The organism is Selenomonas sp. oral taxon 892 str. F0426 (assembly GCF_000468035.1).
GTDB lineage: Bacteria > Bacillota > Negativicutes > Selenomonadales > Selenomonadaceae > Centipeda.
The window spans coordinates 1-11,689 of the sequence record NZ_KI260528.1 but is presented as its reverse complement, the minus strand read 5'-3'; the positions used below and the strand labels follow the sequence as shown (position 1 = coordinate 11,689).

Sequence of the window (11,689 nt, the reverse complement as noted above, 5' to 3'; positions counted from 1 at the left end):
TGCGAAAGGACAGTTCCGGGCTTGATCTGCCGATAGCCGTCGGTCTCCTTGCATCCTACGGTATGGTCCCCGAGACGGCAGTGCATAGTGCGCTTTTCTCTCCAGCATCGTATGGCAATCAGAGGAAAAGGGGAAGAGCTGCCTGGTTATATGATATAATGATATGAGTAAACAGGAGGGATTATGATGCAGAAGCCTGTCTTTACAATGGAACATATCGTTGCGAAGGTAAAACCACTTGCTGATAAATACCGTGTGAAAGAGATTTATTTGTTTGGCTCATATGCGAGAGGTGAAGCAGACGAAAATAGTGATTTGGATTTTTTGGTTTACGGTGGAGAAAAGTTTAAGCGAACGATGATTTTTGCTCTGGCAGAGGATTTGCGAGAAACGTTAGAGAAAAAAGTAGATGTTTTTGAGATTGGTGAAGTCAACCCGGACAGTAATTTTTACAAAACAATTATGAAAGAAAAGGTTTTGGTGGCATGAAGTATTCCGATCGACAAAGAGTTCAAAAGATATATGACTATGCTGCTCGCCTGCAGGAATATATCCTAAAAAATAGCATTGAAAAAGAAGCACTGATGACATAGTTGCCGTTGCAGTGGCTTGTCACAACGCCGCTATATAATATAGGGGAGCATAGCCATAACTTGACCCCGGAGTATAGAGCGAAACATAGTGAGATTCCATGGGCGATGATCGCAGGCTTGCGGCATCGTCTTGTGCATGATTATGATGGAACAAACTGGAATATTACAGCGGAAGTCGTTTTTGAAGAATTACCAATCTTGATAAGACAGCTAGAGATGTGCTTGACGGAAAATGAGAATACGGATGCTGTATGACACAAATGACGACTCTCTAGGAAACTGTATCATCACATAAAAATGACTGCTGCATAAGGATATGTACCTTGTGTAGCAGTCGTTTTTATGTGGAATCACCCATGTAGAGAGCTCTCTTCTGCGGACTCTGTATTCGCTCCAAACGGAATATCAAATCCCCGTCGGGAAAGGACAAGTGGTACATCTCCACAGTGCGCTCCATCCTCACCAACGAGAAGTATCGTGGCGATGCGCTGATCCAGAAAGAGTATACGGCGGACTTTCTCGATGAGACGCGACGGAAAAACACGGGCGAGATTCCGCAGTACTATGTGGAGGAACATCACGAGGCGATTATTTCGCCAGATTTGTTCGACTTTGTGCAATCGGAGATAAAACGCAGAGAGCAGAACGGCAAGCACAGCGGCGTGAGTATCTTCGCGAACAAAATAAAATGCGGCTGCTGTGGTGGTTGGTACGGTGCGAAGGTCTGGCACTCGACCGATAAGTACCGCAGAGTCATCTACCGCTGCAACAAGAAATATGCTCACAAGGGGAAGCCGTGCAGCACACGGCATTTGACGGAAGAGGAAATCAAACGAATTTTCGTCAAGGCACTGAATTCCTTGGTGGAAGTCAAAGAGCACGTGATTGCAGAACTTCGGTCGCTGGTTGATGATGTTTGCCAGACAGGGAAGTTGATTGGGGAGCGTAAAAGAATAGAGCAGGAACTCGGTGTTTTGGCAGAACGGCTTGAAACACTGATTCGTGAGAATGCACGGGTGGCACAGGATCAGAATGCGTATCTGAAACAGGAAAATGAGATTCGCGCACTCTATGTGAAAAAGCAGGGGCATCTAGCGAGGTTGGACGAGCAAATTGCCGAGAGGGAGAGTAAGAGAAACACCTTGGAGACCATAATTCAAGTGATATGTGGTATCAACGAGGAGCAGGCTGAGTTTGACGAGGATTTGTGGAGCGGACTGCTCGATTACATTGTGGTCAAGAAGGACGGGCAGATTGTTGTTGTTTTTAAGGGTGGGATTGAGAGTGGCGTTGGAGGATGACGCTCATTAGATTGGTACAGTGTATTTGCTCCATGGAAGTACTTGACGGAATAATATGGGATAAGGTATCATACACGTTGTAGAGATAGTTTCATTATCATTTGCATTGATAATAATGTGGATCTTAGGAGGTATCTTGATTGACACTGAAGGATGGGAAGACAGGAATGACGCTGAAGATTCTGCAAATCAGCGAGTCACCGCTCAAGCAGCGTCTTATGTCGATGGGGATGATTCCGGGGACGAAGGTGACGGTTCTGCGTTCGGCACCTATGGGGGACCCGATCGCGATTGGCATTCGCTCGTATAATCTCGCCATGCGGCGCGAGGACGCAGCACTCATATCTGTCGAGCAAATCGGTTAAGGGGAGGGCGGAGATATGTCAGAATTGGCAGTTGCACTGACCGGAAACCCGAATACCGGCAAATCGACCATATTCAACGCACTGACAGGTGCGCGTCAGAAAATCGGAAACTGGCCGGGGGTCACGGTTGACAAGAAAATCGGTCACACGCATTACAAGGGGCGGGCGATTTCCATTGTCGACCTTCCGGGGACGTACAGCATCAACGCCCGCTCGCCGGAGGAACAAATCGTCATCGACTACTTGACGAGCACGAAGCTGGATCTCGTCCTGAATGTCGTGGACAGCTCGAACATCGAGCGCAATCTTTTCCTTACGGTGCAGCTCCTTGAGAAGGGGATTCCGCTCCTCATCGATCTCAATATGCAGGACGATGCACAGCGGCGCGGCATCAAGATCAACACGGCGAAGCTCGAAGAGGCGCTCGGCATGCCCACCGTCGAGACGACGGGGCGCAGCAGCAAGAGTACAAAGACGCTGCTCGATGTCTTTACGAGTACGGTCATGGCAAGGTACCAGCCGAGCGACCTCGTCAAGGAGCATATCGCGAAGATCCATGAGATCGAGAGCAGTTCGCGTACGGAGGCGGAGAAGCAAGAGGCGATCATCGAGGCGCGCTATGCACTCATCGATCAGGTTGTGCGACATGCCGTAACTGTGCAGAATGTCGGTGCGACGCGATCGGAGAAAATTGATCGTTTTCTCGCAAACGGTGTGCTTGCGCTGCCGATTTTCCTTTTGATTCTCTATGGCGTGTTTCAGATCACGTTTACATGGATCGGACAGCCCATTGCCGACGAACTCGAGGTGCTCATCAACGATGAGTTCCTGAACTTTGTCAAGGATTCGCTTGTAGCGGCGGGGGTCGCGGACTGGATGGTTTCGCTGGTCACGGACGGCATCATCGCGGGTGTCGGCTCAGTGCTGACGTTCGTTCCGCTCATCTTCGTCCTGTTCTTCTGCCTCTCGTTCCTCGACGGCACGGGCTACATGGCGCGTATCGCGTTTATCACGGATCCGATCATGCGCCGCTGCGGGCTGACGGGTAAGGGGATCATGCCGCTGATGATGGGCTTCGGCTGCGCCGTTCCGTCCATCATGGGGGCACGTGCGCTCGACTCGGAAAAGGATCGCATGATCTCGATCCTCGTCACACCGTTCCTGACGTGCGGTGCGAAGCTGCCAATCATGGCTCTGTTTGCGGCGATGTTCTTTCCCAACAATGCAGCAAACGTTGTGTTCCTTATGTATATCATCGGTATGGTCATGGCTATTATCATGGCGAAGGTGCTCGGTTCGACGCTGTTCAAGGCACAGGGCTCGACCTTTCTGTTGGAGCTCCCGCCGTACCGTATGCCCGATATGAATTCGGTTCTCCTAGAGACGTGGGACAAGGGCAAGGGCTATCTCATCAAGGCAGGTACGATTATCTTTGCGGCATCGGTCATCCTTTGGTTTATGTCGAACTACAACTTCAGTGGTCCGTGCGAGATTGAGGACAGCATCCTCGCGACGCTCGGCGGTTGGATGTCTGTGCTTTTCACATTCCACGGATTTGCAACGTGGGAGGCTGGCGCGGCTGTCCTTTCCGGCATCATGGCGAAGGAAACGGTCGTTGCGACAATCGGCATTCTCTATGGTGTTGCCGATGTCTCGACCGAGGCGGCAGATGCGGCTAATACGGCTTCCACGATGCTTCAGACAGGTATGGGCGCAGCGTTTACAAGCCTCTCTGCGCTTGCCTTCATGGTGTTCTCACAGCTCTATACGCCGTGTGTCACGTCACTCGGTACGCTTAGGAAAGAGACGGGCGCGTGGAAATGGGTCGGCTTCTCTGCCGTATATATGTTCGCGATTGCTTGGTTTGTTTCGCTTCTTGTCTATCAGATTGGTCGGATACTCGGCTTCTGATGGGAGGCTCTGAGGGGGGATTCTTATGGCGACCTATGTCGTCGGCGCATTTGTGGCAGCTGCGCTCTTTTTTGCAGTCCGCCATGTCTATCGGAATTTTTGCCTGGGCAGAGAGGACTGCTGCGGCAGCAGCTGCTCGTCATGTGACGAACCTCCTGCCTGCTGCCATTCATCGGAACAACCGAAAAAATAAGAGAAGCGCGCTCTCTAGGGGGCGCGCTTTTTGCTGTCTACAAGAGCTCATATATGAAGTGATCGCTGAAAAACCCGTCAAGCTCCTGTCCGGAGAAGCAGATATCATTCGTGGGTCTGTGTCTTTCGGATGCGCTGCGCAATTAGAGCGAGTACCGGAAGCTCGATCAGCGGCCCAATGATGAGTGCGAGTATGGTCAGTGGACGATCAGGGAATGCAGCGGCGGCAATCGCAAGGGCAAGAGGCGAGTTGCGTGCGAGCGTGGTGAAGCTGAGTGCCGTGAGGTCTGCCCGCCGAAAGCCCAGACGTACACCAAGCTGACGTACGAGCAAGTAGTTGACACTGAAGAAGATCAGCATGACGAGGAGCATATCGGCGAAGAGCTTCGAATGTGCAAACAGTACCGTACTTTCCGATGCAAACATAGCGAGGACGGCAGTCATGAGAAAGCCAAGCTGCAACGCGTCTCCCCATGTGCGGAGATGAGCGATGCTGCGTGCCATAAGCGGGGAGATGCGTCCAAGTGCATTGCTGCACGCCGCGAGTCCCAACGGCAGGAGAAGCACGACCAGAGCACTGCGAACGACCTCCGCATCGGTTATACGGATGGCATCGCCGTAGAACAGCGCCAGATCGACAGGCAGGAGCAGAATTTGCAGTGCGAGGTTCAGCGGCAGGATCGAGGCCCCGAGTACCGTGTTGCCGCGTGCCTGCGCCGTAAAGACGAGATACCAGTCTGTGCATGGTGTCACGAGGAGCATCATCAGCCCAAGCTGCATATCGATGTTCTCACGAAAGAAAAGAAGTCCCAGTCCATAGGAAAAAACGGGTGTCCACAGGAAATTGACTGCGGTGGCGGTCAATGTGAAGCGGACATTCTGGAACGCCGCACGCAGCTCACTGCCGTCTGCGGAGAGAAAAACAATATAGAGGAGTGCCATGAGTGCCGGCGTGATGATATGCGAGGCGATCTCGCAGAATGATGTCATATATCCGAGGCCAATTCCTGCCAGCGCCGCTGCGATGATGAGCAGCGGCTGATATATTGCAGCAAAATTCATCCTTCACCTCCTCTGTAAGAACGTGATTTGCATACGAGAATTTGTTATGGTCGAGCAAATTTGTAACATAAGTGGAGTACAAATTTCCAACGAATGTGTTGGGGCGAGAGGATGTCTTTATGTCCGCGATCATCCGATTTTGGACGGATCTGTCGAAGATGACAGCCTCCACCCGACGGCTGTTCTGCGCGATGCGATGAAGTCGGCGTAGATGCCGTCCTTGGCGATCAGTTCTTCGTGTGTTCCGCGCTGAACGATCCTGCCGTCTGCTACAACGAGGATCTGCGCGGCGTTTCGAACCGTGTTCAGCCGATGGGCGATCATGATGACGGTCTTGTCCTGCGTCAGTGCTTCGATTGCCTGCTGCAGCCGATCCTCGTTCTCCGGATCGACGTTCGCCGTCGCCTCGTCAAAGATGATGATGGGCGCGTCCTTGAGAATGGCACGGGCGATGGAGATGCGCTGCTTTTCGCCGCCCGAAAGGTTTGCGCCACTCTCGCCGACCATTGTTTCATACCCGTTCGGCAGTCTCGTGATGAAATCATGACACGCTGCCTTTTTTGCTGCCGCAATGACCTCTGCGCGGCTCGCCTGTGGTCGTCCGAAACGGATGTTGTTTTCGATGGTGTCGTGGAAGAGGTAGACGCGCTGAAATACAATGCTGATCTGTGCCATCAGGGACGCAAGCGTGTATTCCTTGACATTGTGCCCGCCGATGGTAATTGTGCCGGCATCGACATCCCAGAACCGTGCAATGAGATGGCACAGCGTCGTCTTGCCGGAACCGCTCGGCCCGACAATCGCCGTCAGACTGCGTTCGGGGATCTCTGCGGAAATGTCGCGGAGGATCGGTCGTTCTCCGTAGGAAAAGGATATGCGGTCCAATGTGATATCATGATGCGTGGGGACAATATCTCTGCCACTTTCATCGAGCTGTGGAATGGCATCTGTTTCGTTTGCCTCGTCGATGGAGGCGCATACGACGCGGAGCAAAGAGAGCGCACTGCCCGCAGATTCGAGCTGCTGATAGGCAATGAAGGAGAAGACAATGCACATAATCACATCGAGCAGGGACATTGTTCCTGTGCAATGTGCATAGAGTGCGGCGGCGATGATCAGGATGCTGAAAAAACGCAGGGTGAGTTCCTGTGCAGCCACGTATGGGGTAAAGAGACGCTCCATCGAAAGGTTGGCTCGCTCGCTTTCGGCAAGCGCATCGCGCACCTGTCTATCGCCCTTGCCCGTGAGGTTGAATGCCTTGATGACGTGCATTCCGTGCAGCTGCTCAAGTACAGCCTCGACAAGCGATGCCTGTGCCGCCTGCCGTTTCGGTGCGAGCATGCGGGATTTTTCCTCCATGGTCGCTGTGACCCACAGATAGAGGGCGATGCCGACAATGAAGACGGCGCCGATGCGCCCATCGAAGACAAAGACCATCGGGATGAGGATGAGGGTATTCAGGAAGCCGGTCAGCGTGTTGACGAGAACCATGGAGGCAGTTTCCTCCACATCGCCCAGAACAGTTGTTGCGATGCCCGTGATCCGTCCGAGGCTGCTCTCGTTAAAATAGCCCATTGGGACGCGCTTGAGACGCTCTCCGATGGCGATGCGCTTGTTCGCCGCCATGAAGTAGCCCGCATGGACGCGCTGCAGTTGTGAGATATACTCGACTACGGATCTACCGAGGATGCTGACGGCGAGGATTACGAGTGCCTGCATCGCCGTATCCATGCCGTCCGCGTGCTCCATGAGTCCCTTCAGGACGACATAGAGTGCTGCAATTTGCAGGGCGTGGAATATGGCGTAGAGCACACCGAGCAGCACTGAGCGGTTGAGATTTTTTCGCTCGCTGCCCGTGAACGCCCAGATTTTTTTGAGTGCGTCAATCATTTGCATCACCGTCCTTTGCACTGATGTGTGCCTGCCACATGCTGCGGTATTCCGTGCAGTCCGAAAGGAGCTGTGTGTGCGTTCCCAATGCTGCGACTGTGCCGCCCGCGATGAGAAAGATCGTATCCGCATCGGTGATGGTAGAGAGACGGTGCGCGATGATGATGACCGTCTTCCCCGCGATCAGCCGTGCGACGGCGCGCTGGATGACGGCCTCGTTCTCCGGGTCAATGTACGCCGTTGCCTCATCGAGGATGACAATGGGGGCGTCTTTCAACATCGCGCGTGCGATCGCGATGCGCTGGTGCTCGCCGCCCGAGAGATGGCTGCCGCCGCTGCCGACAACGGTATCATAACCACGTTCGAGCCTGCGGATGAAGTCGGCACAGCCCGAAAGCTCTGCCGCATGCTCGACTTCGGCATCGGTCGCCGATGTTTTGCCGAGACGGATGTTCTCTCGGATCGTGTCGTCAAAGAGATAGGTATCCTGTGCGACAAAGGAAACCAGATCATAGAGCTGTGTGAGCGGGATATCCTTCAGATCGTGTCCGCCGATGCGGATTGTGCCGTCTTGTACGTCCCAGTATCCGGCGATCAGACGTGCGAGTGTCGATTTCCCGCTGCCGCTTGCACCGACAAATGCGTTCAGCGTGCCGCTCGGGATCGTGAGACAGATATCGTCTAGGACGTTGTTCGTTCCGTCGTAAGCAAAGGAGACATGCTCAACCGAGATGTCCGTCGTCTCAACGGGAATCGGCGTCGTCGCATGGTGCTGCTCCTCAGCAGAGAGAATGGAATCGACAGCACTGACGGTTGTGCCGACCTTTGCGAGTGCATCGATAAAGGACATTGAGGCGAGCAGCGGACCCGCGATCCCGAGGGAGAGGATGATCGTCTGGATAAAGACATCCATCGGAAGAGTACCGTCTTGATACCAGAGCCAGCCCACAGGCAGGATCGTAATGAGCGTGGTCGGGGATACCACCTTGCCGACGGACATTGGCAGTTGGCAGTGCAGCATCCAGTGATAGTAGTACGAGGCATTTGCGCGAACCTTTTCCGAGAACTTTTCATAGGACGCTGCACCTTGGTTGAATGCCTTGATGACCTCGATGCCGCCGATGTACTCGACAACGGCGGCGTTCATCTCGTCCGTTGTCCGCACCGCCCCTTCGTATTTTTCCTCGTAGTCCCGCATGACGATCGCCATAAAGACCATGCCGACGGGAATCGAGACGAGAGAGAGCAGCGCCATGCGCCAGTCGAGGATGAGCAAATAGATGAAGATGCACAAGGGGCCAAATGTATTTGCTGTCATCTCCGGCCATAGGTGCGCAATCGTGCGCTCCATGCTTTCAACCTGATCGACAATCGTGTGCTTCATCGCACCGCTTGCGTGATCGATCACGACACCGAGCGGGAGTTTTGGCAGCTTCTCGAGGACGCGCGTGCGGATGTCGCGTAGTACAGCGAATGCCGCGCGATGCGACAGCGCAAGAGCCTGTGCATATAGGATGCTGCGTAGGGCATAGCCGACGAAGGCAGTAAGGCATAGGATGAGATAGAAGCGCGGCTCCACTGCGCCAAAGAGGAGTGCTGTAATCATCTCTGCCGCCGCCCAGTAGGGAACAATCCCCGCGAGTACGCCGAGTGCCGCAAGTGCAATCGCCATGCGCAGCCGCCCATGCTCCGCAGCGGCGAGTTGCCAGAGTCGCCGCATAGGGCTTGTGTTTTCCATAAGAAAACCTCCATAATCAACGCGATTGGATTTTGTTATCAATTATAGGGTGATATAAAATTTGTGGCAAGCGGAAAAATTTGATTATCTCTGTGGATTCTGCGTGGCGCTGGGGATACGGCTGAGGCAAACGGCGCAGCAGAGCGCAGCCGATGCGGTGCACACCTGAAGGGTGAGACCGTCCACATAGGCTGTGGGAGAGCGGAGGGATGCGCCGTCTCCCATGAGAAACTCACCCGTAAGCACAATCCCGAGTGCACCTGCGAGCTGCTGCCCCGTCGTCAGGATGGCACCGCCAACGCCCGCATCAGCCATCGGCAGATAGCGCAGGACAATACCTGTCGAAATGGGAATCCAACACCGAGGACAAACAGCGCGAGGATGACGAATGGAATCGCAGTGGATAGTCCCGTGATTGTGCCAAGCAGCACGGTGAGGATGCCCGCGCTGGTACAGAGTTCCTCAGATCAGTACACGCGGCGGCGCTCTCCAAAGCTCCGGATGAGATCACGGGTTCTGCGACGGCACTCATCGGTGTGCTCCAGTACGGCAGCGGCATGATCTCCTCCGTACTCCTCGCAGTGTTCTCGGATGGCACGTCCGTCGCCATGTGTTGCATCATCACAGGCTTTGTTTTGCTCGCCGCTGTCTTTGCATTCGCGGCAGGAAAATCCGTGCGTGCATGATGGGGATACACCATTCTCCGGATAGGATAGAGATTCCATTCGCTCTACCTAGCGGGTGGAGTCTCTTTTTCTTTTGCAAAGAATCATTAGGCAACAACCCCTATCCTGTGTTATAATTCTCTTATATTTGAAACGTAGGAGGGAAGGCCGTTGTTTGCAAAGACCTATGGTGCGACGACCCTCGGGATAGATGGACGGATTATCGACGTTGAGGTGGATGTGTCACCGGGGCTGCCGGGCTTTGAGTTGGTCGGGCTTCCCGATACGTCGGTGAAGGAATTAACGATGTTCGTAAGAGCGTGGTATTATTTCTATAAATAACGAACATCCTAATGATAGAGACCGAAGGAGCTGTTTGTTTGATTTGGGAGAAACTAAAAGATTTTTTTGACTTGCATGGCGACATTGCCTCGACACAGGAAATTACGAAGCGGATCAACGCCGGTGTGCGATTTCGGGGGACGAATCTCAGTGTCCTGATGCTGGCGATCTTTATCGCCTCCATCGGGCTCAATATGAACAGCACGGCGGTCATCATCGGTGCGATGCTGATCTCTCCGCTGATGGGGTCGATCCTTGGAATTGGCTATGGGCTTGCCCGTTATGACAGCACATACAGTCGTTCCAGTGCAGGAAGTCTGCTCGCCCAAGTGATCATTTCGGTTGCTGCATCGACGCTTTATTTTTTCCTCACACCGATCGATGGCCCTTCGTCGGAACTGCTTGCACGAACATCGCCGACCATCTGGGACGTTTTGATTGCTGTCTTTGGCGGCTTGGCAGGAATCATCGGCGTAACACGCAAAGAGGGCGGGAATGTCATCCCCGGTGTTGCGATTGCAACAGCTCTGATGCCTCCTCTCTGCACTGCAGGATATGGCATTGCTACGGGCGTTATGGCGTACACCGTGGGTGCACTCTACCTGTTCTTTATCAACAGCTTCTTTATCTGTCTGACGGCGTTCATCGTCCTGAAAATCATTGACATTCCCTCCAAGATAGAGCGCAACTCCGTGGAATTTTCAAGACAGAAACGCTACCTGATGGCCTTTGCAGTGCTTGTCACGCTGCCCAGCTGTTTCTTTGCGTATCAAAGCGTGCAGAAAAATCTGGAGAACGAGCAGGCGAAGATTTATATCGAGGAGAATTTCAAAGCACCACCTCGTCTGGCAATCTCCTATACTTTGGATAACGAGAAGAAAATGCTGACAGTGTTTACGATTGCCGGAATATCGGAGGATGATTTGACGGCATTGACGGAGAAGCTGCATGAAAAGAAATACCTCAGGCCGTTCCAGTTGGAGGTCTTTTCTGCCGAAACGGCGGAAGAGCGGGAAAAGATGGAGGCGATGATCGATCAGAGACTCAGCGAGGTCGAAAAAAGTGCCATTCCCTCTATGCAGGAGCAGCAGACTGTGACCGCACTCAAGTCAGCCCGCGAGGAAAGCGAGAAGCAGGGAGCTTACATATTGGACTGGAATCGAGAGGCGCGTATTGTATTTCCGCAAATCTCCCGCATCGCTGTCGGGAGTGTACGCGTACCCGCCGGGACTGGGGATCAATCGGCTGCTCTGAGTGAAACGCAAATTGCGTTCATATATCTGCAATCGGATATGGACGAAGCGTCGCGTGCTCGCTTGACCGAATGGATTTCGGACAAAGCAAAGAACCGTGTAGAGGTGCACTTCCTTCCTGAAGTCCCGGCAACAAATGAAAACAAAGGAGGAACTGTATCTTAGGACGGAGTCCACATATCGTGAAAAAGCATGAGACTACATAATCATTCAGATCGTGTAATGCTGTGCGTCTTTCATTAGAGGCTCTTCATAGAGAAGGAGTGCATCTTTTTCCAGATAAGCTCCCAAGCTTATAACACACAACGAGAGATTCCATTCGCCCCACCTAGCGACTGGAATCTCTTTTCTTTTGCAAAGAATCATTAGGCAACAAG

General features: G+C 53.1%; 11 protein-coding genes and 3 pseudogenes. 10 read left to right on the top strand and 4 right to left on the bottom strand.

Annotation, left to right across the window (positions count from 1 at the left end):
* The 7 genes and pseudogenes from HMPREF1992_RS11730 to HMPREF1992_RS11090 form a co-directional block, all read left to right on the top strand.
* Positions 1-101: pseudogene (locus HMPREF1992_RS11730) on the top strand (competence protein ComM); the annotation flags it as partial.
* An 82-nt stretch (positions 102-183) separates the two neighbouring features.
* Complete coding sequence (locus HMPREF1992_RS02825) at positions 184-489, top strand: nucleotidyltransferase family protein (protein WP_021684304.1); 306 nt, start codon at positions 184-186, stop codon at positions 487-489.
* Between the two features lie 110 nt (positions 490-599).
* Positions 600-848: a DUF86 domain-containing protein gene (locus tag HMPREF1992_RS11095; protein ID WP_231366944.1), complete on the top strand. Its 249-nt coding sequence runs from the start codon at positions 600-602 to the stop codon at positions 846-848.
* Between the two features lie 140 nt (positions 849-988).
* A pseudogene (locus HMPREF1992_RS02820) lies at positions 989-1,894 on the top strand (recombinase family protein); the annotation flags it as partial.
* Positions 1,895-2,034: 140 nt separating this feature from the next.
* On the top strand, positions 2,035-2,259 hold the full coding sequence (locus tag HMPREF1992_RS02815; protein WP_037358255.1) for a ferrous iron transport protein A: 225 nt from the start codon (positions 2,035-2,037) through the stop codon (positions 2,257-2,259).
* A gap of 15 nt (positions 2,260-2,274) precedes the next feature.
* Positions 2,275-4,170 (top strand): ferrous iron transport protein B, encoded by a 1,896-nt coding sequence (gene feoB / locus HMPREF1992_RS02810; protein WP_021684300.1) that lies wholly within the window; start codon positions 2,275-2,277, stop codon positions 4,168-4,170.
* 25 nt (positions 4,171-4,195) lie between these two features.
* Positions 4,196-4,363 (top strand): FeoB-associated Cys-rich membrane protein, encoded by a 168-nt coding sequence (locus HMPREF1992_RS11090; protein WP_021684299.1) that lies wholly within the window; start codon positions 4,196-4,198, stop codon positions 4,361-4,363.
* Between the two features lie 104 nt (positions 4,364-4,467).
* Here the strand turns inward: HMPREF1992_RS11090 and HMPREF1992_RS02805 are convergent, their stop codons facing one another.
* From HMPREF1992_RS02805 to HMPREF1992_RS11725, 4 genes are all read right to left on the bottom strand, one after another.
* Positions 4,468-5,424: an arsenic resistance protein gene (locus tag HMPREF1992_RS02805; protein ID WP_021684298.1), complete on the bottom strand. Its 957-nt coding sequence runs from the start codon at positions 5,422-5,424 to the stop codon at positions 4,468-4,470.
* 129 nt (positions 5,425-5,553) lie between these two features.
* Positions 5,554-7,314, bottom strand: coding sequence for an ABC transporter ATP-binding protein (locus tag HMPREF1992_RS02800; protein WP_037358251.1), 1,761 nt, complete (start codon positions 7,312-7,314; stop codon positions 5,554-5,556).
* Positions 7,307-9,052 carry an ABC transporter ATP-binding protein gene (locus HMPREF1992_RS02795; protein ID WP_021684296.1) on the bottom strand — a complete coding sequence of 582 codons (1,746 nt, stop codon included), beginning with the start codon at positions 9,050-9,052 and terminating at the stop codon, positions 7,307-7,309. The genes HMPREF1992_RS02800 and HMPREF1992_RS02795 overlap by 8 nt, the downstream gene beginning before the upstream one ends.
* 84 nt (positions 9,053-9,136) lie before the next feature.
* The gene (locus HMPREF1992_RS11725; protein ID WP_021684295.1) at positions 9,137-9,367 is read right to left on the bottom strand and encodes a hypothetical protein; all 231 of its coding nucleotides are present in this window, start codon (positions 9,365-9,367) and stop codon (positions 9,137-9,139) included.
* A 221-nt stretch (positions 9,368-9,588) separates the two neighbouring features.
* Here HMPREF1992_RS11725 and HMPREF1992_RS11445 point away from each other — a divergent pair, with 221 nt between their 5' ends.
* The 3 genes and pseudogenes from HMPREF1992_RS11445 to HMPREF1992_RS02780 all read left to right on the top strand — a co-directional run bounded on the left by HMPREF1992_RS11445 (position 9,589) and on the right by HMPREF1992_RS02780 (position 11,477).
* The gene (locus tag HMPREF1992_RS11445) at positions 9,589-9,738 is read left to right on the top strand and encodes a hypothetical protein (RefSeq protein ID WP_156023438.1); all 150 of its coding nucleotides are present in this window, start codon (positions 9,589-9,591) and stop codon (positions 9,736-9,738) included.
* Positions 9,739-9,888: 150 nt separating this feature from the next.
* Positions 9,889-10,035 (top strand): annotated as a pseudogene (locus tag HMPREF1992_RS02785) (magnesium chelatase); the annotation flags it as partial.
* Between the two features lie 35 nt (positions 10,036-10,070).
* Positions 10,071-11,477, top strand: coding sequence for a DUF389 domain-containing protein (locus HMPREF1992_RS02780; protein ID WP_021684293.1), 1,407 nt, complete (start codon positions 10,071-10,073; stop codon positions 11,475-11,477).
* The last annotated feature ends 212 nt before the right edge of the window (positions 11,478-11,689 follow it).